At 73.7% G+C, this 24,630-nt stretch carries 17 protein-coding genes; 13 read left to right on the top strand and 4 right to left on the bottom strand.

Annotation, left to right across the window (positions count from 1 at the left end; translation table 11 throughout):
- A partial coding sequence (locus tag BU198_RS05755) for an AfsR/SARP family transcriptional regulator (RefSeq protein ID WP_411293147.1) occupies positions 1-316 on the bottom strand: 316 nt, incomplete at its 3' end.
- Between the two features lie 180 nt (positions 317-496).
- Here BU198_RS05755 and BU198_RS05750 point away from each other — a divergent pair.
- Positions 497-1,303 carry a class I SAM-dependent methyltransferase gene (locus BU198_RS05750; RefSeq protein WP_188295746.1) on the top strand — a complete coding sequence of 269 codons (807 nt, stop codon included), beginning with the start codon at positions 497-499 and terminating at the stop codon, positions 1,301-1,303.
- A gap of 51 nt (positions 1,304-1,354) precedes the next feature.
- On the opposite strand, the gene BU198_RS05745 is transcribed toward BU198_RS05750, so the two are convergent.
- Positions 1,355-1,837 (bottom strand): nitroreductase family deazaflavin-dependent oxidoreductase, encoded by a 483-nt coding sequence (locus BU198_RS05745; RefSeq protein WP_188295745.1) that lies wholly within the window; start codon positions 1,835-1,837, stop codon positions 1,355-1,357.
- A gap of 385 nt (positions 1,838-2,222) precedes the next feature.
- Here BU198_RS05745 and BU198_RS05740 point away from each other — a divergent pair, with 385 nt between their 5' ends.
- The 9 genes from BU198_RS05740 (at position 2,223) to BU198_RS05700 (ending at position 18,998) form a co-directional block, all read left to right on the top strand.
- Positions 2,223-3,263: a helix-turn-helix domain-containing protein gene (locus tag BU198_RS05740; RefSeq protein WP_188295744.1), complete on the top strand. Its 1,041-nt coding sequence runs from the start codon at positions 2,223-2,225 to the stop codon at positions 3,261-3,263.
- 75 nt (positions 3,264-3,338) lie between these two features.
- Entirely contained in the window at positions 3,339-3,749 is a 411-nt protein-coding gene (locus BU198_RS05735; protein WP_188295743.1) for a peptidase inhibitor family I36 protein, read from the top strand.
- Positions 3,746-4,573 (top strand): hypothetical protein, encoded by an 828-nt coding sequence (locus tag BU198_RS05730; protein WP_188295742.1) that lies wholly within the window; start codon positions 3,746-3,748, stop codon positions 4,571-4,573. Before BU198_RS05735 ends, BU198_RS05730 begins: the two co-directional genes overlap by 4 nt.
- Before the next feature lie 570 nt (positions 4,574-5,143).
- Complete coding sequence (locus tag BU198_RS05725; protein WP_188295741.1) at positions 5,144-5,857, top strand: hypothetical protein; 714 nt, start codon at positions 5,144-5,146, stop codon at positions 5,855-5,857.
- Positions 5,858-5,876: 19 nt separating this feature from the next.
- Positions 5,877-9,920 (top strand): DUF6603 domain-containing protein, encoded by a 4,044-nt coding sequence (locus BU198_RS05720; protein WP_188295740.1) that lies wholly within the window; start codon positions 5,877-5,879, stop codon positions 9,918-9,920.
- A gap of 13 nt (positions 9,921-9,933) precedes the next feature.
- The gene (locus BU198_RS05715) at positions 9,934-12,306 is read left to right on the top strand and encodes a hypothetical protein (RefSeq protein WP_188295739.1); all 2,373 of its coding nucleotides are present in this window, start codon (positions 9,934-9,936) and stop codon (positions 12,304-12,306) included.
- Positions 12,303-16,085, top strand: a complete 3,783-nt coding sequence (locus BU198_RS05710) for a hypothetical protein (RefSeq protein ID WP_188295738.1) — start codon at positions 12,303-12,305, stop codon at positions 16,083-16,085. Before BU198_RS05715 ends, BU198_RS05710 begins: the two co-directional genes overlap by 4 nt.
- Positions 16,086-16,197: 112 nt before the next feature.
- The gene (locus BU198_RS05705; protein WP_188295737.1) at positions 16,198-17,568 is read left to right on the top strand and encodes a hypothetical protein; all 1,371 of its coding nucleotides are present in this window, start codon (positions 16,198-16,200) and stop codon (positions 17,566-17,568) included.
- A 125-nt stretch (positions 17,569-17,693) separates the two neighbouring features.
- On the top strand, positions 17,694-18,998 hold the full coding sequence (locus BU198_RS05700) for an NAD(P)/FAD-dependent oxidoreductase (RefSeq protein WP_188295736.1): 1,305 nt from the start codon (positions 17,694-17,696) through the stop codon (positions 18,996-18,998).
- Between the two features lie 106 nt (positions 18,999-19,104).
- Here BU198_RS05700 and BU198_RS05695 read toward each other — a convergent pair whose 3' ends face one another.
- A complete protein-coding gene (locus tag BU198_RS05695) occupies positions 19,105-19,659 on the bottom strand; it encodes a hypothetical protein (RefSeq protein ID WP_188295735.1) in 555 nt (184 codons plus the stop codon).
- A gap of 352 nt (positions 19,660-20,011) precedes the next feature.
- Here BU198_RS05695 and BU198_RS05690 point away from each other — a divergent pair, with 352 nt between their 5' ends.
- The 3 genes from BU198_RS05690 (at position 20,012) to BU198_RS05680 (ending at position 23,244) form a co-directional block, all read left to right on the top strand.
- Complete coding sequence (locus BU198_RS05690) at positions 20,012-21,256, top strand: 2-isopropylmalate synthase (protein WP_317619981.1); 1,245 nt, start codon at positions 20,012-20,014, stop codon at positions 21,254-21,256.
- The gene (locus BU198_RS05685; protein WP_188295734.1) at positions 21,253-21,945 is read left to right on the top strand and encodes a hypothetical protein; all 693 of its coding nucleotides are present in this window, start codon (positions 21,253-21,255) and stop codon (positions 21,943-21,945) included. Before BU198_RS05690 ends, BU198_RS05685 begins: the two co-directional genes overlap by 4 nt.
- A 273-nt stretch (positions 21,946-22,218) precedes the next feature.
- Complete coding sequence (locus BU198_RS05680; protein WP_188295733.1) at positions 22,219-23,244, top strand: BTAD domain-containing putative transcriptional regulator; 1,026 nt, start codon at positions 22,219-22,221, stop codon at positions 23,242-23,244.
- 51 nt (positions 23,245-23,295) lie between these two features.
- Here the strand turns inward: BU198_RS05680 and BU198_RS05675 are convergent, their stop codons facing one another.
- The gene (locus BU198_RS05675; protein WP_411293148.1) at positions 23,296-24,381 is read right to left on the bottom strand and encodes an alpha/beta hydrolase; all 1,086 of its coding nucleotides are present in this window, start codon (positions 24,379-24,381) and stop codon (positions 23,296-23,298) included.
- Positions 24,382-24,630: the final 249 nt, after the last annotated feature.

Raw genomic sequence — 24,630 nt, 5'->3', positions numbered from 1 at the left:
CCGCGCAGGCGGCGGCGTGCAGCAGCACCGCCGCGGCGTCCACCCGTTCCTCCCCCAGCCCGAGCCGGTACCCGGTCGGCGTGCTGACGATCAGCGAGGCCCCGAACCTGGCCCGCGCCCGGGACACCAGCACCTGGAGGGCCTTCTCCGGCCGCTCGGGCCCCGCCTCCGGCCACAGCCCGTCCACCAGCCGCCCCCGGCCGCAGCCGCTCCGCGCCTCCGCCGCCAGCAGCGCGAGCAGCCCCCGCAGCCCGGGGGCGGTGACCTCCTCACCCCGGAAGGAGACCGTGGACAGTACCCGCAGCTCGATCGTCACCGCGTCAGGGTAACGATCACCCTTCCGCCCATCGGCCCTGACCCCAGGTCAGCGGCAGCCGGCCTTGTACGTAAGCCCGCCGGTGCCTATCGTCACGATGTATCGGTTCGCTCTATGACACCGTCAGAGCCGGGCCGGCCGCAAGAACCCGGCACAGCCCGCCGATCGGAAGGAGCTTCGATGACGGGGCCGGACCACACCACCGAGCACCACCAGGACGAACGACGGCTGCACAGCTCGTCGTTCGGCCGGGCAGCGGTCGCGTACGCCGAGCACCGCCCGGACTACGCGCGGGCCGCGGTGCGCTGGGCCCTCGAAGCCACGCCCGGCCCGCGGGTGCTCGACCTCGGCGCGGGGACGGGCAAGCTCACCGCCACCCTGGTCGCACTCGGCTACGACGTCGTCGCGGTCGAACCCGACCCGGCGATGCTGGCCGGACTGCGCGGCTCGCTCCCGGCCGTCCGCGCGCTGCCGGGCAGCGCCGAGGCGATCCCGCTGGCGGACGGGTCCGTCGACGCCGTGGTGTCGGGCAACGCGATGCACTGGTTCGACATGGACGTCGCGGGCCCGGAGATCGCCCGGGTCCTCGCACCCGGCGGCATCCTGGCCGGCCTGTGGAACGTCTTCGACGACGGGGTCGACTGGGTGGCCGGCCTCGCCCGGGTCGCCGGCCCCGCCGCCATCGGCCCGCGCGACGTGCCCGCGAGCTGGCGCACCGCCACGGCCCGGATGCACCTCCCCGCGTCGGGCGGGGCCGCCCGCTTCGACTCCCCTGAGCAGGCGGAGTTCCCGCACGGGCAGCGCCGGACCGCCGACTCCCTCGTCGCCACCCTCGCCACCAAGGCGGGCATCCTGGTCATGCCGGAGCAGCGGCGCGAGGCCCTGCTCGGCGAGGCCCGCGCCTACCTCGCCGCCCGCCCGGAGACCGCCGCCGGCGAGTTCACCCTCCCGATGCTGACCAGCGTCCTGCGCGCCCGCCGGATCTGACGCGCGTCGCCCGCCGCCCCGGTCCGGGGGCCGAGCGAGTGGGCCCGAAGTTCAGTCCCCCGTGGGCGCCGGGGCCTCCACCGGCCCGGCCGGGTGCTCGGGTTCGAGGACGAAGACCGGGATCACCCGCGGCGCCCTCTCCTGGTACTCGGCGTACGGCGGATACGCGGCGACCGCGCGCTGCCACCACCGGGCCCGCTCGTCCCCGGTGAGTTCACGGGCCGTCATGCCCTGGCGCTCGGGGCCGTCCTGGAGGTCCACCTTCGGGTCGGCCTTGAGGTTGAAGTACCAGTCCGGGTGGCGCGGGAAGCCGCCCTTCGAGGCCACCGCCGCGTACCGTCCCTCGTGCTCCACGCGCATCAGCGGAATCTTGTGGATCCGGCCGCTCTTCGCACCGCGCATCGTGACGATGACGACCGGCAGGCCGGTGTCCCGCAGCGTGGTTCCCCGCGTGCCGCCCGAGCTCTCGTACAGCTCGACCTGTTCGCGCACCCACTGCGCCGGACTCGGCTGGTACTCGCCCTCAAGAGGCATCGCATTCACCCCACTGTCGTGCACGGACCGTGCCGGGACGGTCCGGACGCAAGCCTCCCGTGAAAGGGGACACCGCCGTCCCCGCTCTGCCGACACCGCCCAGTGTGACGGCAACGCTCCGGGGTCGCACCCGGCTCCGCGTCCCCGCAGGTCATCGACCCGTTCGTGAACGCCCCCCGCGGCCGGCGGGCTGCCGGGCCCGCTCCGTGGTCGGCCCCCGCAGGACGTGCGAACTCGACCACCGGGCCAGTGTTTCCCCCGCGTTTCCCCACGGCTCCGGGGACGGGAAAGTGCCACGCGCGGAGGGCGGGACCGGCAGGGGCCGCCTCCGTAATCTCGTTGCAGGGCAGACCTGCCCGCCCGAAGCGGGATCGCTGGAGGTTCTGTGGGATACACCGTTCTGAGCACGACCAGCGTGCCGGCCGAGCAGCGTTTCGACTGGTGGTGCGACCTGATAGGCCGTTCCGTCGCCCCCGTCCGGATCCACAGCCGCCACACCTCCGACTTCGTGGCCGACGCCGGCGCCCTGGATCTGGGGGCGGTCCGGCTGACCACGATGTCCTTTCCGCCGATCCACTCCTTACGCACGCCCGCGCTGATAAGGAACTCCGACCCCGAGGGCTATGAACTGGCGTTCATCCTGGACAGCGAGATGTCGATAGAGCAGTCCCGGCAGGGCAGCCGCCTGTCGGCGGGCGACTTCGCCCTGTGGAGCACGTCGTTGCCGTACGAAGGACGGGGGCTGGGCGGGACGGCCGGGCCGCTGCTGCGCGGCATCGTGCTGCATCTGCCACGTTCCGGCTTCCCGCTCCCGGACGGCAGGGTGGACCGCCTCCTGGCGCGGGCCCTGCCGGGCCGGAGCGGTGTCGGCGCGGTGCTCGCCGCGTTCCTGCGGAGCGTCCTCGACCAGGCACCCTCGCTGGAGCAGCCGGCCCTGGAACGGATGGGCAGCGCGGCCTGGGAACTGACCGCCGCCTTCCTCGCCCACCACCTCGACGCACACGACCGCCTCCCACCGGAGGCCCGCAACCGCATGCTGCTGGCCCGGATCAACGCCTTCATCGAGGACAACCTGGCCCAACCCGCCCTGTCCCCCACGTCCGTCGCAGCCCACCACGGAATCTCGGTACGGACGCTCCACTACCTCTTCCGGCAGCAGGGGGAGACCGTCGCGGCGACCATCCGCAGTCGCCGGCTGGCGCGCTGCCGGGCAGCCCTGAGCGACCCGGCCCTGCGTACGCTGCCCGTCCACGCCATCGGCGCGCGCTGGGGCCTCGCCGACGCCGCCACCTTCAGCCGATCCTTCCGCGGCGCCTATGGCGTCACCCCCGCCGAGCACCGGCGATCGACGCTCCCCGTCGTCCCCGCCACTCGTCCCGCCCGCCTTGCGCACGGTGTCAAGGAAGGCTGCGCCGATGGCCAATGACGCCGGCCGGGGGCCCGACGCAGACTTCTCGCACTGGGCCGAAGCCACGGCCCATCCCACGACCGAGGAGCGACGATGCGAGGAGTGAAGACGCGCGCACGAGGGCTGCTGCTGACAGCTGTGGCCACGCTGAGCCTCACCGCCGGCACCATGGCTGCGGCCGCCCCGGCGAGCGCGGACAGCTGCGTCAACGGGTGGTTCTGCCTCTACTACAACTCCAACGGGGGCGGTGCGTTCGTCAGGATCGGCGGGAACATCCCCAACCTGACGGACACCAAGTTCACCGCCTGCGGCACCACCTGCAACGGCGTCGGTCAGAGCGTCTGGAACAACGCCGGCTCGGCTCGGAACACGAACGACTTCTACGCTGCCACGGTCTTCTACCGGTTCGAATACAAGGGGGCCAGCGACTTCGTTCCGACCAACTTCCTCACCAACCTCCCCAATACGAAGAACGAGGACGCCTCGGTGCTGTTCGGCCCGTGAGCAGGCGGACCGTACTGACGGCGTGCGCGGTCGCCGTCTGCGTCGCGGCCGGCGGGGCGGCGGGCTACACCGCCACCGCCGGCCGCGGCCCGGCCCGCGACGGGAGCACACGGACGGATCTCCCCGTACAGGCGTACCTGCTCACCTACCAGCAGCGCGACGACCTGAACAGCGCGTACGAACGGCTGGTGGAGCGGTGCATGCGGGACCGGGGGGCGCCGATCCAGCCGCTGACGCACGTACGCCCGCCCCTGAAGGACTTCCTGGAACGGCGCTACGGCCTGACCGACCTGGAACAGGCCGAACGGTACGGCTACGGGCTCCCTCCCACCAGGGACGCCGCGGCGGCACCGGCCCCGCCGGAGCTGACGGAGGCCCAGCGCCTCGTCTACGACGGCGGTCCGGGCGAGGGGCCGTCGCAGGGCTGCGTGGGCTGGGCCGTGCAGCAGATCGGAGACACCGCCAGGGTCCGGGAGACTCCGGTCGCCATGGAACTGCAGCGGAAGTCATGGGACGCCTCGGCCAAGGACCCCCGCGTCGTCGCGGCGACGGCCAGGTGGTCGGCGTGCATGAGCGCGCTCGGCTACCACGTCTCCTCGCCCGTGGACACGGCTGCCACTCCGACGTCCGACCAGGCGGCGGAGCGGGCCCTGGCCGCCTCGGAGGTACGGTGCAGCCGTTCGTCCGGCGTCGTCCGCGAGTGGTTCGCGGTCGAGGCCGCGTACCAGGACGAGATGATCGAACGGAACAAGGACGCCCTGCTCGCCGAACGGTCCGCCGCGCTGCGGGTCGTCAACCGGGCACACGCGGTGCTCGACGGCTGAGCCCGAGATGACGCGGCGCCAGGAGATGGCCGGCCCTCCCGCATGCGCCGCAGGCGAGCCGGTGCGGCCCGGTGAGATCAGGTCATCGAGCGCACCACGTTCCGCCTGACCGGCTGCCGCCGGTTCGGCCACCGCTACCTGGCCTTCCCCGGCCCGGCCGCCGCCTCGTGCCGCTCCGGTCGCCTCCTCGGGCTCGCCACGGGGGAGACGGCCGTGGCCGCGTTCGGGACGGGCGGCCGGGACCGGAGGTCCGGGGTGGAGCGTGCGGGAACGGCCGGGGCCCGCAGCCGGGCGAACGGACGTTCGGCCTGATCGCCCCGCCGCGCCCCCGGGGCCGGCCCGGTCCCCGGCCGTGGCGAGGCGTGCGTCCGGCGCACCCGCGCGGGGCGCCCGCAGGTCCGTGTGGCAACTGTCCGAAAAGGTCTCCGCGCCCGCGGGGCACGGTTGCGCGGGCCGCCTCGCGGCCGTGAGCCTGTGACGACGGCCATCGGCAGTCGGGCTTCACCGGTGGGGAGCGGGCCGTGGCGGGGTGCGGCCCAGGTGGACGCATCCGGTCGGGGAGGAGATGCTGTGGCGCCCAGTCACAACCTGGAGATGCCGGACAAGAGGCCGTCACATCCGTATCGGGCTCTCGACAGGGAGTTGGTGCCCGGCCACGACAAGAAGCTCGACATGGCGCGCCACCACGTCACGCCCTACAACCAGCTCAAAGCCCTCTGGAACGCCAACCTCAAGGATCCGGCCGTCGCGAGAAGCCTTCTCCTGGCGATCGACACGAACATCGGTCTCTACACCGACAGGTCGGATTCCGCCCGCAAGGACGACCAGCGCGTCCGCACGTTCTGCGCGGAGCTCGCGAACGGTCAGTTCACCCACAATCCGGGCGGCGATCGCCACACCGGCTGGGACAGCTTCTGGGAGGTCTACTCCTGGCTTCCCGGGAACCTCTTCATCGGCCCCACAACCCGGGCCGACGACCCTGAAGAGAATTTCGAGAAGGATGCCGAGCCGATATTCTCCTCGGCCCACGGTGTCGATCCCCGCTACGGGCTCCTCTCGCTCGTCAACAAGAAGATCACCGAGCACCTGGGCTCCAAGACCTGCCGATCGGCCGAAGAAGCCTACGGAATGCTGGCCGAAGTGGCCACACAGGCCCGCTACGTGGACTACCAGGGATCCCACTGGACATGGGAGACCGACAAGGCCGAGCTGAGAAGGCTGAAGCCCGGGGCGAAGAAACAACCGCCGGATGGGCCCAGGATCAAACCGGGCACCGGCTCGTGACCGCGGGAGGGGGAGTCCGGTGGATCTCGAAGCCCTGAAGGCGCACCTGGCGGGTCTGGGGGATCCGCCGACGCTGCGCGCCGAGGACGCCGCGCTTCCCGAGCGGCTGCGCGCCGTGCTGGCGGCGTTCCCGGACGGCGCGTGCCGCGGTGCGGCCGGCAGCGGGCGGCCGGAAGTGGACGCGGGGCGTACGAAGCTGACGCTCGTCCTCGCCTGGCAGTCCACCGCCTGGCCGGCCGGGGCGCTCGTGGCCATGGCGGTGACGTCGGTGACGGTGACCGCGACCGCCCAGGGCTCGGTCACCGTGGCGCTGGGCGGCACCTTCGACGGCGTCGAGGTGGAGTCGACGCTGGCCGTGGACGACGTCGGATGGCTGACCGCCGCCGTACGGCCGCGGCAGCCGGGCGCGTTCGCCCGCTCGCTGGACGAGCTGGGCAGCCGCTTCGCGGGCGCCGGCCCGTGGCGGACCGCGCGGGAGGGACTGCGCGCGTTCGGATTCGACCCCGGGGACGTCGCGGGCTTCGACTACCGCCTGGTCAGGACGGGGCAGGGCACGTCGGCCGGCTACCAGGCGACCTCCGTCGCGGTCGTCGCCGACCTCGACGTCAAGGGGCTCCCCCTGGAGGTCGCCCTGCGGCTTCCCGACCTGGGTGTCACCGGCAGGCTGCGTGACGGCAGACCGATCGGCGTCCGGTCGCTGCTGGAGTCGTTCGGCATCCCCGCGGGAGAGGTGCCCGAGTCCGCCGCCGTCAGCGAGCTGTCCTTCGGAGCCCTTCTGGGGGACTGGTACCTCCTTCGGATGAAGGCCACGGGCGACTGGGCGCTCGGGCCCTTCACGGCCACGTCCCTGAGCCTGTACGTGTACCAGGACGCCCTCCAGGGACTCACCGCCCGCATCGCGGGCACGGCGACGATCGACTCCTCCTTCCACATCGAGGTCTCGGCCGCGAAGGCCCCCGGCGACAAGGGCGGCTGGACCTTCGGCGGCGGCCTGGAGGCCGGTGAGGCGCTCCGCATGGACGACGTCCTCGACGCCCTGCACCTGTCCGACGTGCCGGAGCCGGTCAGGACGCTGGAGCTCACCGCGCTGTGGCTGTCGTACACCAGCGGCACCGACACCGTCGACTTCGACTGCCGGGGAGAGGTGACGGTCGCGCAGGGGGTGACGGCCTCGCTGGAGGCGAGGATCACCCGGGACGGCTCCGGGGCGCAGTACCGCGGGGTCCTCGACGTCGACGGCTTCACCTTCGACGTCGTCTTCGACGAGCAGAAGGGCGGCGCCTCGAAATCCGGCGCCTCGAAGTCCGGCGCCTCCGTCCTGGCCGCCACCTACCGCAGCCCGGGTGAGGGCACCGAGATCGCCCTGCGGGACTGGGTCGCGCACTTCTCCCCCGACCTGGCCGACGACGTGCCCGACAGCCTGCGGGTCGGCCTCAAGGACGCCAAGTTCGTCCGGGTCGAGCCGCCGGGCGGCCCGGCGCGGTTCTGCGTCGGCGTGGACCTCTCGGCGGACTTCGACCTCACCCGGCTCCCCCTGGTCGGCGGGTTCCTCTCGGGGGCGGGCGGCAGCCTGGCGGTGCAGAACCTCCAGGTCCTGTACAGCTCCGGCGTCTTCGACCCCCCGACGGCCGACCTGGTGAACGGACTGCTCGGGCAGGCGCAGGTGGTACCGCTGCCCACGGCGGGGCTGACGCCGGGGGTGGGAGCCCTGGCCGAGCTGCGGATCGGGCAGGAGACCGTCCCGGTCGCCCTCGGCGTGCCCCCGGCGAAGACCGGTCCGACGGGAGCGGCCGGGCAGCCGACGGCTCCGGGCTCCCCGGGCACCGATACCCCGGTCCCCCCTGCCGTGCCCGGCGGCCCGGCCTCCACCGCCGTGTGGGTGCCGGTGCAGAAGCAGCTCGGTGTGGTCCAGATCAACCGGGTGGGAGTCGTCTACCAGAACAACGCGCTGCTGTTCGCCCTGGACGCGGGGGTCGCTCTGGGCCCGCTGTCCCTGTCCCTGGACGGCCTGGCGGTCGGCTCGGCCCTGGACCGCTTCGCGCCCGTCTTCCAGCTCGACGGCGTCGGCGTGGGGTACTCGGCTCCCCCCGTGCAGATCGCGGGCGCGCTGCTGCGCATCCCGCCCGACAGGCTGCCCAAGGAGGTGCTCTTCCAGTTCGACGGGACGGCGACCATCGCCGTGCCCGACTTCTCGCTGGCCGCCGTCGGCTCGTACGCCCAGCTGAAGGACGGCCAACCGTCGCTGTTCCTGTTCGGCCAGCTGGAGGCGCCGCTCGGGGGGCCGCCACCGCTCCTGGTCACGGGGCTGATGGCCGGGTTCGGCTTCAACCGGGAGCTGACCCTGCCGACCGCCCGGGAGGTGACCGAGTTCCCGCTGCTGACCCTGAACAAGCAGGGCCCCGACGCCGCCAAACGGCCCACCGGGGTGCTGGACGTCCTGGAGGGGCGCGAGCCCGCCGTGCCGGGCGGGCCGTCGCGCACCTGGATCGCCCCGAAGGAGGGGTCCTTCTGGCTGGCCCTCGGCATCGAGTTCACGGTCGCCGAGGTGGTGAACTCCAAGGTGCTGCTGGCCGCCGAGTTCGGCCGGGAGCTTGCACTGGCCGTCCTCGGCATCGCCACCGTCCAACTGCCGCTGCCCGCCGAGTCCGCGACCCGCACGTACGTGTACGCCGAACTGGGCCTGGAGGCGGAGGTCCGGCCGCTCGCCGGGAGCTTCGAGCTGGCCGCGCAGCTCGCGCCCGTGTCGTACGTGCTGACCCCGGACTGCCACCTCACCGGCGGGTTCGCCGCCGCCATGTGGTTCGGGCCGCACCCCGACGCCGGACAGTTCGTGGTCACCCTCGGCGGCTACCACCCCTCCTTCGAGAAACCCGCCTCCTACCCCGCCGTACCGAGGCTCGGCATCGACTGGGCGGTCAGCGGCAATCTGACGATCACCGCGCAGGCGTACCTCGCGGTGACCCCGTCCTGCGCGATGGCCGGGGGCAGGCTGTGCATCACTTTCCACGCCGGCGACTTCCAGGCCTCGTTCACCGCCCAGGCCGACCTGCTGCTGTCGTGGCGGCCGTTCTCCTTCACCGCCCGGATCTCGGTGAGCATCGGCGCGTCCTACACGATCAACATCGGACTCATCCACAAGACGATCAGCGCGCACGTGGGCGCCGATCTGGAGCTGTGGGGGCCGCCGACGGGTGGCTCGGTCACCGCGCACTTCGTCGGCTTCTCCAAGACGATCGGTTTCGGCCCCGGCCGATCCGGCACCGACACCAGGGCGCTGGGCTGGAGCGAGTTCGCCGACCTGCTGCCGAAACCGGCCGACGTCGTCACCGTCGGACCGGTGGGCGGCATCGACAGGGCCGTCGAGGACACCACCCCCCAGGACCGGGGCAACAGCGGCACGTTGTGGTACGCCCGCGCCCGCGACCTGCGGTTCTTCACCCAGTCCGCGGTGCCAGCCAGCCACCTGCGGATCGGCGCGGACCCGCTGTCCGCGCCCGGCGCCGGAGACGGCCCCGCGGTCGACGTGCGGCCCATGGACCTCTCCGGGCTGGTCGGCGAACACCGGCTGACGCTGTACTACGAGGACGCGCCCGCCCCGATGGACGGCTGGACGACGACCCCGCGCACCCACCACCTGCCCGCCGCACTGTGGGGCGCCCCGCCGACTCCCTTCAGCCACACCCCGGGCGCCCCCAGCGCCGAGGTCCTCGCGGACCGTCCGGTCGGCTACGACGTGCGGGCGCCCCGGCCCCGGCTCGCCGACTCGCGCGGGGTGTTCCCGCTCAGCGAGTACTCCGCCGACGAGATCCCGCCCGGCCTCGCCCCGCTGCCCTCCTCCCCCGTCGCCGACCGCGACTACGTCTTCGTCCCCGACGACACGTGCGTGCGGCGGATCGGAGAGACCGACCGGGGCACGGCACGGACCGGGCGCGACCAGGTGTGCGCGGCGCTCGTCGACGCCGGGCTGCTCGACGGCCCGGCCGACCCGCTGACCGCCCTGGCGGCCGGCGCCGGCCACTTCTTCGGCCAGGCCCCGATGGTGCAGAACCCGGACCGGACGTGAGGGAGCAGACCACGTGAGCGCGAGCCCGCCGCACCCCGCCCGCGACACCATCCCCATCGGGGACATCGAGCTGCACGACCGCTACCTGCCCGCCCTGCCCGCCGGGAACTACCGGATCGAGGCCACCCACACCCTGCGCACCGGGACGGACGGGAGCGCGCGGACCGTCGCCGGGCCGTTCCGGGCCGTCCAGCGGTTCACCGTGCGCGCACCCCAGGTGTCGATCGACGCCACGACCGCCGTGGTCGCCAAGCACCCGCCGGACACCGCCGCAGGGCGGTTCGCCGACGTGCTGCCCCACCTGGTACTCGGTGACCCGCTGCTGCCGTGGGAGCGGCCGCTGCACGGGGCGGGGGCCGGCACCCCGTGGCTGGCACTGCTGGTCCTGACCGACGACCAGCTCGTCGGCGGCGACACCTCCCCGAACCGGACCGAGTCGACCACCGTGGGCGACTTCCTGGCCGACGATCCCGCCGTGCTCAAGCCCGCGCTGCACCGGGAGTCCGACATCGGACCGGACGACCCGTGCGACGTCATCCGGATCCCCACGTCCGTGTTCCCCACGGTGGCACCCCGGCTGACGGAACTGCCGTACCTCGCGCACTGCCGCGGCGCCAACACCGGGGACCGGCCCGTCCTCGGCCTCCAGGAGGACGGGTTGTTCTCCGTCGTCGTCGCCAGCCGCTTCCCCGCCGCCGGCCCGCCCGGCTCACCGCCGGACGCCCGCACCAAGAACATCGTCCACCTGGTGTCCCTGGAGGGCCACGAGCCGCTCCTCGGCCCCGACCCTGACTTCCAGGACCGCACGTCTGTCGCCCTGCTGTCGCTGTGCAGCTGGTCGTTCTGGGCGGAGCCGGACGGCAAGGCCCACTTCCGCGACCTCGCCGAAGGACTCACCCGGACACCGGACGGCTCCCGGGCGGCCACCCGCGAGGAGATGTGGCTGCGGCTGCCCTCCCCCTACCGGGACGCCGACGGCACCCCGCCCGCCCGGCGGCAGGTGGCCCGGCGGATCGCCGACGGCCACCTGCCGCTGCCGTACCTGACCCGCTCCGGCGAGCGCGCCTTCGGCTGGTACCGGGGGCCGCTCACCCCCGTCCCACCCCAGCCCGTCGACCGGGTGGCCACCGCCACCAGCGCGGACGCCCTGCTCGGCTACGACCCCGCCTGGGGCAGCTTCGACGTGTCGCTGGCCACCGCGTTCGAGACCGGGCGGGCGCTCGCGCTCGCCGATCCGGCGTACGTACGGCAGCTGACCGCGTTCAAGCGCGCCACCCACGAACTGGCGGACACCCTCTACCACCGGCAGACCAGCACCCACCTCCCGGCAGCCGGAGGGGACGGACCGCGCACCGCCCGGGCGGCCTTCGGCGCGCTGCTGGACGGGCCGCTGCTCACCGCCCTCGGCACCACCCCGACGCACTCCGGTGACCCCTGGTCACCACCCGCTCCCGGGCCCGCCCCGACCGATCCGAGCGCCGACCTGGACGCCTTCCTGCGCTCCGACGCCGCCCGCGCGGCCGTCACCGAGGCCCTGGACACGGACGACGGCCTCAGGACACGGCTCGCGCCGGTCGCGGACTGGCTGGGGCACCTGCTGCTGCTCACCCCGGTGCCGTTCACCCACCTCGTGCCGGACGCCCGGATGCTGCCGCCGGAGTCCCTGCGCTTCTTCCACACCGACCCGAACTGGCTGGACGCCCTGGTCGGCGGAGCGCTGGGGATTGGCGCCCAGTCGAGCCGGGACACGCTCCAGGACGCGGTCGTGGCCGCCGCCGTCCGGACGAAGGCCGCGCAGGCGGCGGCCCGCCACCGCGACCGGCAGCGCGACGCCGGGCCCGGCGATCCGGACGCCACCCTCGGCCGGGTCTGCGGAATCCTGCTGCGCTCCGCGCTGGTCTCCGGCTGGCCCCACCTCGCCGTACGAGCCGTCGACGTGACCGGTGCCCCGCTGCCGGTGCTGCGGATGGAACACCTCTCCCCGACCGTGCTGCTGTGCCTGTTCAACGGGCTGCCCGCCACCGTCGAACTCGCCGAACCCCAGGAGGGGTTCCGCTTCGGCGTCGAGGACGACGGACTGATACCGCTGCGCAGCCTGCTGCCGGACGCCGGACCACGGCTTCCGCTGGGCGAGCAGCTCGGCCCGGACGTCACCTTCGACGTCCTGCGCCACCTGCGCCCGTCCGCCGACCCCGCCGTACGGGTCCTGGACCTCGACTCGCTCGTGCCCGCGCTGGCCACCGCCCTGGAATCCGCGCACGGCACGGACGTCGGCGGGGTCGGCCCCGCCGACCTCGCCCTGCAACTGGTCAAGGTGCCGGAGGCGATCCGCTTCGACGGCCCGGACGGAGACCGCTTCCCGGCGCCCGGAGGAGACCCGCGTTGAGCACCCGCCCCGCCCTCGTCGTGCCGGTCGCGCTCGACGCGCTCGTGGTGAACCCGGCCCTGCTGCGCCGGGACGGCTTCCGGACCTGGCGGCAGAACTACCAGGCCCTGGACGACTTCACCAGCCCCGAACCCGACGAGGGCGACCGGCAGAGCGACGACCCCCAGTTCCGGCAGACCGGCGTCCACCTGCACTGGGCGCTCCCCCGGGGCCTGCGCCACGGCGTGCAGGACCCGGCGACCGGGGAGGTCGACTACCCGCTGGTGCCCAACCGCTGGCTCGTCACCCGCTTCAGCGGCACCGGCACCCGGCGGGTCAGGGCGTGGGTGATCGAGAGCGACTGCCCGCACACGGCCTACGCCCTGCGGCAGGGCCACCCCCTCGAACACTCCAGCCCCCACCTGGTCACCGACGCCACGCTGAGCGCCTGGCGGGCCAGCCGGGACCCCTACCGGAGCGCCCGCACCGACGCGTCCCCCCAGGTCCTGCTCGGGCTCGCCTTCCCCCTCGCCGACCGCACGCCCTGGACCGAACGGGCCGCGGCGGACCGGCTGTTCCTCACCGCCATGGGCGCCGGCGACCAGCACTTCACCACCTACGTCCCGCACAACACCAACGTCTTCTCCTTCCTCGACGACCTCTCCGACGTCACCGCGGCGGACACGCTGGGGTACCAGGTCATCGGCTGGTACTCCGACCCGGCCGCCGACGTCCTCGCCACGCTCCCGCCCGGCACCCCGTACGCCGGCCTGCTCGACCGGCTGGGCTGGCGGGACCCGAGGCTCACCGGCGACCCCGCCGTGGACGGGGCCGTCCCGCCCGCTGTCCGCAGCCTCTACCAGGGACTGGCCCTGACCGTGCCCTGGGACCCGGCCGACAACGCCGCCGTCCCCTCCCCCGACCCGCTCCAGACCGTGCGGGACAACCGGACCCTCAACGTCGCCCTCGGCACCACCACCGAGGACGCCTTCACCGCGCTCGCCGGGCACGCCCTCCAGGCGACCGGCGCCCGGCCCGCCGCCGCGGACGTGCAGCTACTCCGGGCGTTCCTGCACGACCTGCTCGCCGTCGCCGAGGAGACCGGCGGCGACGAACGGGTGCGGCGCGCGGTCCACGCCGCCTCGTTCAGGCCGTCCTCGGGCGGATACCGGTGGACGGTGACACCACCGCCGGCCGACCCGGCACCCGACGGCACCCCCGCGGCGCCCTTCACCCCGCCCGCCTGGCTCACCACCCTCAACGACGACCAGAACCGGCTGGACTCGCTGCTCGGTGAGGTGCACGCGCTCCAGTGGCGGCTCAACTCCCTGTGGCTGAAGAACGGCATCCTGGAGTTCCTCCCGCCACCGCCGCCCGGGGACGCCCCGGACCAGGACGACATCCGGGCAGAACTGGACCCCACCCGGCCCGGCTCCCTCGCCCACACCCTGCGCGAGAAGGCCGTCCAGGCACGCACCCTGGCGGCCCGGGTGCCCCAGCCGGACCCGTCCGCGCCGCACGCCACCGCCCAGGAGGCGCTCCAGGCCGGGATCAGCGCCTTCGCCAGGGCCAAGGGCCTGACCGGGGGCGCCACCCTCAAGGCCGTACCCCGGCCCGCGTACTGGCGCACCACCGACCCGGTGGTGAGCGTGTCGGGCATCCGGCCCCCGGCCGACGCCGTCGTCTCCGACGAGCCGGTGCCCGTACGCCCGCTCGCCGACCACACCCCGGCCCCACCGGTCAGCGCCGTCTCGGTCGGGGGCCGGCCCGTCACCGCGACACCCGGACAGGGCGGGCTGCCCACCCTGCCCGGACTCGGCGCGCTGCCGGGCGAGGTCGCGCCGCTCCTCACGGAGTACTACCTGCTGGACCCGGGCAACGCGGCCGCCCTCGCCGCCGCCACCGGCCTGGCGGCGGGCGACCTCACCGCCGCGCTCACCGCGCACCGCCCGGCCGACTACACCGGCACCCTCCCCGCACTCGGCCTGGCCCCGTGGAGCCAGCCCTGGGAGCCGCTGTTCATGGAGTGGAACGTCTCCTACCGGCACATCCCGCACTCCGTGGACGGCCAGGGCTGCTGGGCCTTCGACGGCACCGACTACCGCTACACCCCGGGCGCCCGCCTCGACGGGGACCCGGTCGACGTCACGGGCATCTCCGCCCTCGGCCCGCACCCCCGCGCCCTGTTCGCCTCCCGGCTGAAGGAGTTCGTCTCCCGGAACGGCTCCGCCGACCAGCGCGACCGGCTCGCCGCCTGGCTCGGGGCCATCGGCGACTGGGGCATCCTCGCCCAGGAACTCACCGGCTTCAACGAGCGCCTCGCCGCCCGCGACACCCGCGCCTTCCGCCGCCCCACCACCGGGGACGACGACCTGCCGCACATCGCGGGCCTGGCCGGCTACCCCGACGCCGACACCGAGGACGCGCTGCCCGCCCGCTACCGGGGCCGGGTCACCAGCGTCCCCTACCTCCCCGGCGGCGAGAGCGCGGACTTCCACGAGACCCGCCAGGGCCAGATCCACGTGCGGGAACTGTTCCTCTACGACAAGTTCGGCCGCGTCCTCGACGTCGTCAGCCCCGACCTCCGGCAGGGCGGCCTGCACGAGTACCGCAGCTTCCCGCTGATCGTCGACACCTCCCTGACCACGGAGTCCTCACTCACCCCGACCGTCGCCGCCGTCGCCCAGCTGCCCCCGCGCCCGCTCCAGCCCGCCCGGCTCGACTTCGACCTGCTGGACGCGGCCACCGGCACCCGGGTGGTGGAGACGGCCGCCGACCCGAGCCCCGTCACCGGCTGGCTGCTGCCCGACCACCTCGACCGCAGCCTGCTGCTGTACGACCCGGCGGGCCGTTTCCTGGGCACCTACCGGCTGCTCACCGACGGCTCAGGCACCCGCGCCGGCCAGTGGGAGCCCCCGCCCGACGGCACGGTCACCGGCCTCGCCCAGGTCGAGGCGCTCGCCCCGGACCTCGCCGGCCTGGTGCGCTCCCGGCGCCTGGCCACCGAGGCCAACCTCAGCGCGTTCCTGGACGTCGTCGACTCGACCCTGTGGACCACCGACCCGCTCGGGCGGCGCACCGACCAGACGCTGTCCGCCCTGATCGGACGGCCGCTGGCGCTGGTCAGGGCCCGGCTCCGGCTGACCCTGGACGGGCCGCCCCTGACCGACACCGGCTGGGCGGCCACCCTCGACCCGCCGGCTCCCGCCTTCACCGCCGATCCGTTCGCCGTCCGGCTGGGCGACCAGGCGGCCCGCGACGACGGCCTCATCGGCTTCTTCCGGACCGCCCCCGGCGGGGGCTACGACTACGAGCGCTTCGACAGCGTCACCGCCCCCGACCACGGCCAGGACCTGATCGTCCCGATCGGCCCGCCCGGCACCCTCCCCGACCCGCAGCGCGGCGCCGGCCACCTGGACCTGGCGTTCGGCGATCCCGCGCCGACCCGGCTGCTGCTGCTCGTCGACCCGCGCGCGAGCGTCCACGCCGTCAGCGGCATCACCCCCACGGTGTCCGTGACCGTCCAGCCAGCGCACGTCGACGGGGCGTTGCGCCACCTCCAGGCCCAGTTCCGGTTCGGGCCCGTCATGACTGGCGGCCTGGACGGGGCGGTCCCGTTCCCCCGGCCGGGCACCCGGCACGGCAACTGGTCCTGGCTGCGTCCGGGACCACCGCCGGGCGGCCACTGGACGTCGCACGACCTGACCCCGGCACAGACGAACGCTCAGTTCCCTGACCGCCCGCCGACGCTGGAGGACGGTCTGCTCCGGCTCCTCACCGAACCCGAGCCCGAGCCCTGACCCCCGGTCCCCCGCTCCCGGTTCGGATCCTGCCCCCGGCTCCCAGCCCCGTCCGAGTCCGAGTCCGAGCCCGGCCCCGGGCAGTCACCACCACCCACCAGGAGGCCCCGCCGTGTCCGACCAGCCCCCGCTGCTCACCTACCGCCCCTCCACCAGCCCGGCCCCGCTCCAGGCGAGCACCCCCGGCACCGGGACCGACGGCCGGGTCAACCTGGCCGTCAGCACCGGCAAGAACACCGTGTACTGCGATCAGATCCTGCTGAGCATCCCGAAGGACGCGGAGAGCGGCGGCGCCTACTTCGCTTCCAAACCGCACATCTCCACCGGCTCCGACCGGTGGACCGTGGCGTCGCTGGTGTCCGTGTCCGCGGAGGAGATCGGCGGCAAGGGCAAGGCCGAGTACTGGCGGGCCACCCTCAAGTCCGCGGGCGAGGAGTACGACCAGGTCGAGGGCACCCTGGACTTCGGCATCAGCGGCGAACTCGGCACCAGCGCGGGCACGATGAACTGCTACATCACGGAGTACTCCGCCACCACGCCCGGCCGCAAGAGCTACAGCCACGAGACGTTCGTCCTGCCCCTGCCCGTCACCGGCCCGGTCTTCTACCTGCACACCTTCCTCGCCCGCGGCAGCGCCAGTGCCACCGCCCCGAAGACGGTGTTCAACCGGAACGACTCCGTCTACCTCTCCTGGGAGAGCAACGGCGCCTACTTCCGGGTGTACGACGGCGAGGGCCGCATCGTCCACGAGGGCCCCGAGACCTTCTGCTCGCCCGGCGCCGACCACCTCACCATGGACACCACCTTCACGGTGGAGGCGTCGATGTCGTCGACACCCGAGGGCGACTCCTTCAAGCCGGTCTACCAGTACGCCACGCTCGCCCTCAGCGTGAAGGACCCGGTCCTGGCCGCGCTGACCGTCGAGGGGGAGATCTCGGGCCGATCCGGGCTGGACCTGGCCGGCACCGCGACGGTGTACTACCTGACGGTGAACGGCTCGGCCGGTATCGGGAGCAGCCTGTCGGTCAGCGGCAGCGCCACCGTGCAGAGCAGTCTCACCACGAACGGCTACCTGAGCGTCGGGAGCACCGTGTACGCCAACAGCGACCTGCGGGTCAGCGGCACCCTGGAGGCCAACGGGGACCTGAACGCCAACAGCACCCTGAACGCCTACGGAGAGGTCCACGCGGTCAGTGACAACTTCGTCCGGATCCGCGAACTGCGCGGCCCGTACGGCGTGAAGCTCACCATCAACAGCAACACCGAGCTGATCTCAGGATGTGAGCTGGACGTCTCGGGGGACATCAAGCGCAAGGGCCACGGGGTACTCTCCGACCAGGACACCATCGGACTCAACAACAAGTACTACGGCGGCTATCTCTACGCCAGCGACTACGAGAGGGACAGCGACCGCCGGATCCCGTACGTGTGGGTGCCGGGCGACCGGGTGGCGCAGTCGTACTGGCAGATCTCCCGCGGCTGACAGCGGCCGGGGGCGCGCTCATCGAGGCGTGGACGGCGGGGGAAGCGTCCGGGAAAGCCTCTCCCGGATCGCCTCCGCCGCCACGCCCACCACCACCGTCACCACCACCCCGAGAAGAGGCCGTCATGACCATCGGACACCCGGACGCGGTGGTCGTCGGAGCCGGCGTGATCGGCTCCGCCATCGCCCTCGAACTCGCGCGCGCCGGACGGCAGGTGGTCGTCGTGGACAAGGCGGGCGCCGTCGGTCACGGCTCCACCAGCGCCTCCAGCGCGATCATCCGGTTCAACTACTCGGCGTTCGACAGCGTCGCGACCGCCTGGGAGGCCCAGCACCTCTGGGCGTCCTGGCCCGATCACCTGCAACTCCCCGGCCGCCGCCCGCTCGCCGCCTTCCGCCGCACGGGCGCCGTCCTGCTGGACTCCCCGTCCGTCGCGACGTCCGCCTCCGCCGCGCTGCTCGACCGCGCCGGCGTCCCGTACGAGCGCTGGGACGGCCCGACGCTGCGCGAGCGCCTCCCCGGGATCGATCCCGGACGGTACTGGCCGCCGAAGCCGGTGGACGACGACGCCTTCTTCGCCGACCCGTCGGGCGAACTCGGCGCCCTGTTCACCCCCGACGCCGGGTACGTCGACGATCCGCAGCTCGCCGCCCAGAACCTCGCGGACGCGGCGGCCGGACTGGGCGCACGCTTCGCCCTCCACCACACCGTGGTGGCCGTGGACGGGCACGCCGGCCGGGTGACGGGCATCCGGCTCGCCGACGGGACACGGATCACCGCCCCCGTGGTGGTCAACGCCGCCGGCCCGTGGTCGGGCGGCCTCAACCGACTGGCGGGCGTCGGCGACGACTTCACGATCGGCGTGCGCCCGCTGCGCGAGGAGGTCCACCAGGTCGCCGCACCGGACGGCCGGGCCGCCGGCCCCTTCCCGCTGGTCGCCGACCTCGATCTCGGCACCTACATCCGCGAAGCCCCCGGAGGTCACCTGCTGGTCGGCGGCACCGAACCGGACTGCGACCGGCACGAGTGGATCGACGACCCTGACACGGCCGACCCCCGCGCCACCCCCCGGCGCTTCCGCACCCAGGTGACCCGGGCCGCGCGCCGGTTCCCCGCGATCGGAGTCCCCAACCGGCCCCTCGGAGCGGCGGGGGTGTACGACGTCGCCGACGACTGGACCCCGATCTACGACCGCACCGCCCTCGACGGCTACTACGTCGCCATGGGCACCAGCGGCAACCAGTTCAAGAACGCGCCACTGGTGGGCCGTTACCTGGCCACCCTGATCGACGCGGTGGACTCCGGGCACGACCACGACGGCGACCCGGTCCAGCACCGGTGCGAACACACCGGCGCCCTCGTGAACCTGGGCGCCTTCTCCCGCCGGCGCCCCGTCCGGGCGGACGCGGCACGCACGGTCATGGGCTGATCCCCCACAGCTCCCCCCAGCCGTCCTCCCGCGCCGTCCTCCCGCGCCGACCGACGATGGTCCAGCGCGCACCGGGCGCACCGATCCCACCAGGGGTGCCGATACCTCAGAGCCAGTCCTCATCACCCCGGTCGACGTCGTGCAGCGTCTCGCCGAACCGCTCCAGTGCCGCCTCCGGCCCGCAGCCGAAGGCGCGGCCGATGTACTCCCAGGTCATCATGCTGCTGCGGGCCTTGCGGCCGGCCAGCAGCGCGGTCGAACCGGCGGCGCGCTCGAACCGGGCGGCCGCACGGGCGGCGGCGTACGGCCTGCCCTCCGTCAGGTCGCAGATCCGGTCCACCAGCGCCGCGACCAGCTCCTCGACCTCGCGCGGCACCACGCCCTCGGCCAGGTCGACGTGCCACTCCCAGTCCGCGAACGGCCCGGTGGCCTCGCCCACCGCCTCGGTCGCCGCGTCGTCACCGAAGTCCAGCAGGTGCAGCCGCTCACCCCGCCAGCCGCAGCTGCACCCACTGCGCACCGCGGCGGCCCGAGGACCGTCCGCACCGTTGTAGAGCCACCAGGTGGTGCGCCCGTCCGGCAACGGCTCCGGCTCGCTGCCGTCCGCCAACACCGCCGCCGGGAAACCCTGGTGGCGCCCGCTCTCCTCAAACCATGGCATGCCGTGCCCCTCGCCTCCCTGAAGTACAGCACCAGGGTTCTGAGTCCGTGACGCGCTGTCAAGGCTTCGCGACAACCGGTGCGCTCCGCAGCTCAAGGCGGCGCGCACCAGCCGCCGCGCGCCGGTCAGGGGCCGGTGAGCCACCGGACCGACCCTCCACTGCCCCGTGGGCCGCGACCGGACAGCCGGACGCGGCCCGCAACTTCACACGTCCCGGTGACGGGGTCCCGAACGCCTCCCCACCTTCGGGCATGAGCTGGATCACCTAGAGTACGGCGGTGGACTCTCTCTGCCGACGGAGAGTGCGAGTGCCGGGCCGGCCCGCAGGCCGGTCCGGGGATCAGGGGGCGCAGTGGGCGGGGACGTGGTGCGGGAGTCCGCGCTGGCGGGGCGAGTGGTGCTGTGGGAGGAGTCGGCGAGGGACGGCGCGCAGGCCAAGACCCTGATGGCGCCGGGGTTCCGGGTGCGGCTGGCCCGGGAACAGGGGCGGGTCTTCGGAGTGGACGGGCCGCGGCACGTGGTGTTCGCGGCGGGCTTCCCTGCGGTGTGCGCGGAGGAGTTCGAGGCGGTTCGGCGGGTGGCGGTGGAGGCCGAGGGCGCGGTCAGCGTCGCGGCGGTGTGCCGTGGGCGGGCGGCGGATGTCCGGCAGGCCGTCGCCTCGGTGAGGGGCACGGCGCACGCTCGGGTCATGGTGATCGTGCCCGCGTCCGAGGCGATGGCCCGGGTGATGACGCATCGCACCGCGCGCGAGGCCCTGGAGCTGGGCGTGGCCCTGGTCGAGGAGGCGCGGGGGCTGACCGGCGGGGTGGCCGTGGACGTGTGCCTGGCGGACGCCACCCGTGCCGACCACGGCCTGCTGGCCGAGTCCGCGGTGGCGTTGACCGCTGCCGGTGCGGGGGTGGTGGTGCTGGCCGACACCGTCGGCGACCAACTGCCTTCCGACGTCGCACGGTTGTTCACGCGGGTGCGGGCGGCGGCAGACGACGAGGTGGTGCTGGCCTCCCACCTGCACAACGACCTGGGGCTGGGGCTGGCCAACACGCTTCAGGCGCTGGAGGCGGGCGTACGGGTCGTCTCCAGCTCCTGGCTCGGCATCGCCGAGCGCAGTGGTCTGGTGGCGACCGAGCAGCTGCTGTTCCTGCTCGCCCACCGGGCGCAGTACACGGCCCGACTGCTGGGCGAGGGCGCCGATCCGTGGTGGACGGCTCCGGACCTCACCCGGCTGCCGGGGATCGCACGGATGGTCTCCGAGGAGACGGGCGTGCCGCTGAGTGTGACGACTCCGATCGTCGGCACGGGGGTCGGCACGATATCCACCGGCACCCCGTTCGTCCATCCGCGGCTCTTTCAGCCGTTCGATCCCGAGGAGTTGATGGGGATCACGCCGCGTGTGGTGCTCACCCAACTGGCCAGTGCGCGGGTGGTCAGGACGGTGGCCGCCCGGCTCGGCCGGGAGCTGGACGACGCGCAAGCCCACGCCGCGATGGCATGGGTGAAACAGCATGCCTACCGCACGGGCCTGGCCGTGGTCGACGACGACGCCTTCGGCTGCTACCTCGAAGGACTGCACACCGACGTGACGGAGGATGAGCGATGAACCGCGACCTGGGAACCGTCGACGCCGACGACGCACGCCACGCGCTCCACCAGGGCACGGCGGTGGTCCTGCCCAACCCCGCACCTCTGACCTACGTCGTGGCCGCGACCGACCCGCAGGCCGTCAACGCCGCCAAGGGCCGGCCACTCCCCCAGGCCGTCGCCCTCTGGGCCCACGACCCCGCCACCCTGGCCGCGCTCGACGACACCCTCGACCTCACCCCGCATGCGGTCGCCCTGGCCCGCCGGCTGCTCACCGAGGAACGGGTGACCCTGCTGCTGCCGCTACGTCCCGCCGCCCGACCGCCGTCCTGGCTGTCCCCGGCCGCCCAGGACGGCTGGACGCTGCTGTTCGGCGCCCGCTGGACTCCGCTGCTGCCCGTCCTCGCCGATCACCCGATCCTGTACGTCAGCAGCGCCAACCGCACCGGCCACCCGCCGGCCGCCTCCGCCGCAGAAGCCACCGCGATGTTCCCCCCGACCGTGCCCGTCCTCGGCTGCGCCTCCCTCACCGGCACCGACCCCGCCCCGGCAGAGCCGCCCCGCGCGGCGACCACCACCCTGCGCCTCCATCCCGACGGCCGGCTCGAACTGCACCGCCACGGCGCCCAGAACCGCCCCTACCCGGACGCCCACCACTACCTCGACCACCTCCGCTCCTCCCTGGCAACCTCCGCGCCACGCACCTGAGCACGCGAACGCGGTCAGCCGGCGGTCCGCCCCGGTCTTCAGCCGCGGTCGCCGCCGCACACCGGCCGGCCGCGGTGGCCGGCGCCTGAGCCCGTCCGGCCCGCCCCGGCCGGACGGACCGGCACGGAGGCTCCCGAACCCGCACCGGGGAATCACGTGGTTTGCCGTTCCGCGCGAGGAGGTACCGTTCGCCTCGCAACGGTCGGCACGCGGCACGGGGCGCCACACGCGGGCCGGCGGAACCTGAGCGGGACTCTCGTCGAGGGGGCAGCGATGCTCGGACACCGGGAACGCGAAGTGCTCCACGCCGTCGGCTGCGGGCTGCGGGACGACGAGATCGCCGCCGCCCTGGCCGTCTCCGAGGACGCCGTGGCCGCGCACCTCGTACGGATCCTCGGCAAGCTCGGGCTGCGCGACCGGGCCGCCGCCATCGTCCACGCCTTCGACTGCGGGCTGGTCACCCCGGGCCTCGGCCCCCGGGCGCGGCCCGTACCCTCGGCACCCCGGGCCACCGTGACCCGGACGGCGGAGCCCGCCGTGCGGATCACGGTACTCGGACCGCTGGGGGCCTGGCAGGACGGGCGCCGCCTCGACCTCGGGCACCCGCGCCGGCAGGCGGTGCTCGCGGCCCTGGCGCTGCACGCCGGGCGGGCCCTGAGCCGGCAGGAACTGCTGGACGGCGTCTGGGGATCGGAGCCGCCGGTCGCCAACGTGGTACCGGTCCACATCTACCGGCTGCGCAGGATCCTGCACATCGGGGACAGCCCGGGCTCGGTGATCGAGCACGACCGGGGCGGCTACCGGCTGGCCGCCGGCGCGGCCGAGGTGGACGTGACGCGGATGGAGGATCTGGTCACCGCCGCCGGGGCGGCCCGGCGCGCGGGTGACCTGACCGAGGCCGTCGGCCTCTGCTCCCGCGCGCTGAGCCTGTTCCACGGAGAGCTCCTGGCCGGACTGCCGGGCCCACTCGCCGAGTTGGAGCGGCTGCGGCTCACCGAGCGCAGGATCGCCGTCGCGCAGCGCAAGCTGGAGTGGCAGCTGCGGCTGGGTTGCAGTGCGGAGGCCGTCGCCGAACTGTTCCCGCTGTCCGCGGAGCACCCCCTGAACGAATTGGTGGCCGCGATGCTGATGCGGGCGCTGTACCGCTGCGGCCGGCCGGCCGACGCCCTGGCCGTGTACGACCGGACCCGCCGCCGGCTGGCGGAGGACCTAGGCGTGCTGCCGGGCCGGCTGCTGCGGCAGACGTACCGGATGGTCCTGCGGGGGGACGAGGCCGGCCCCGAGCCCGGCACCGGGTGACTCCGGTGGCGGGTCCGGGACCGGCGGTACGCGGGTGCGCGGACCGGCCGCTCAGGAGCCGAAGGCCGTCTCCAGCCGGGGGATCAGGTCCCGGAGGTCCTGCTCCCAGCAGCCGCCGTTGTGGCGGCCGTTGCACTGGGTGCCCCAGGTGGAACCGTCGCCGTAGTCCACGTAGTGGTAGGGCATGCCGAGGGCGTCCATGTGCTCCTTGACGTGCTTGGCGGCACCTTCGAGCCAGAACTCGCCGTCGGTGACCACGCCGTTCCCGTTGCCGACGTAGATGGAGACCCCGATTCCGGCGAGCCTGTCCATGTGCCGTGACGGGTCGGCGTTGTTCCACCGCCAGTCCGCGTTGAACACCGGATAGGGCGAGCCGAACAGGGCGTCGCTGTCCACGGCCGGCTTGTAGGGGGAGTTCGCGGGGTCGCAGGACCCGGACGACAGGCCGCAGAGCACTCCCGGCCCGTCCACGAGGGAGGCTACGGCGGCCAGCCGCAGGTCCATGGAGTCGACCGAGAGGTCGATGTCGCCGGACAGGGAGGCGGTCTGACTGAACAGCTCGGGGTGGTCCTGGGCGTAGTGGAAGGCCCCGAATCCGCCCATGGAGACGCCCGCGACGGCCCTGGCCTTCTTGGTGGCCACGGTCCGCAGGTTCGCGTCGATGAACGGGATGACCTGATCGAGGTGGAAGTTCTCCCAGTTCTGGGCCCCGGCCGGGGTGTTCTGGTCGAGCCAGTTGGCGTACCAGCCGCGGGCGCCGCCGTCCGGGATGACGGTGATCATCGCGTTCGAGCTGCTCAGCGCGGGGTAGGTCTGGCGGACGGGCTCGTCGGGCGAACCGTGCAGGAAGTACAGCACCGGGTAGCGCTTGGCCGGGTCGCGGTAGTAGCCGCTCGGCAGGATGATCTTGATGTGGTGCCTGCCCGCGACCTCGGGTGTGGTCACGGTGAGGTAGAAGTCGGTGGGGCCGCCCACGGCCGGGGCGACCTGGGTCAGGCCGAACCCGTCCGCCATCGGCGGCGGCGCCCCGGTGCCGCCGCCGGCCTCCGCCGCACCCGCGGTGCCGGTCACGGCCAGGAGGACGGCCACCAGGGCCACCATCGCTGCCGACCGCCACCGGCTCACTGCCATCGTCACGGCGTTCCCCTTCATGTGCTGGTCGTTCGAAGTCACCGGACGACCGTCGCAGCGGTCGATGACGGGGCGATGACACTCGGCGCCAGGACATGAAACACCTGCTCGAATTTCCTGATGCATCATCACATGTGTTCTATGAAAGGCGAGTTTGAGTGCGAAGACCGGCCCCGGAGTGCGAGGTTCCCGTCACGCGGCCGCTCCGTCGGGGCTAGGTTCGCCACACCGACGAACACGTGCTGCGGAGGAGCG

This window comes from Streptomyces sp. CBMA156, from assembly GCF_014596515.1.
Classification (GTDB): domain Bacteria; phylum Actinomycetota; class Actinomycetes; order Streptomycetales; family Streptomycetaceae; genus Kitasatospora.
This window is presented reverse-complemented; position numbering and strand designations above follow the sequence as displayed.

Coding starts and splice junctions, on each gene's coding strand:
- BU198_RS05680 (WP_188295733.1), top strand. CDS start 22,219: ATGCTCGGACACCGGGAACGCGAAGTGCTCCACGCCGTCGGCTGCGGG.
- BU198_RS05735 (WP_188295743.1), top strand. CDS start 3,339: ATGCGAGGAGTGAAGACGCGCGCACGAGGGCTGCTGCTGACAGCTGTG.
- BU198_RS05750 (WP_188295746.1), top strand. CDS start 497: ATGACGGGGCCGGACCACACCACCGAGCACCACCAGGACGAACGACGG.
- BU198_RS05685 (WP_188295734.1), top strand. CDS start 21,253: ATGAACCGCGACCTGGGAACCGTCGACGCCGACGACGCACGCCACGCG.
- BU198_RS05700 (WP_188295736.1), top strand. CDS start 17,694: ATGACCATCGGACACCCGGACGCGGTGGTCGTCGGAGCCGGCGTGATC.
- BU198_RS05745 (WP_188295745.1), bottom strand. CDS start 1,837: ATGCCTCTTGAGGGCGAGTACCAGCCGAGTCCGGCGCAGTGGGTGCGC.
- BU198_RS05695 (WP_188295735.1), bottom strand. CDS start 19,659: ATGCCATGGTTTGAGGAGAGCGGGCGCCACCAGGGTTTCCCGGCGGCG.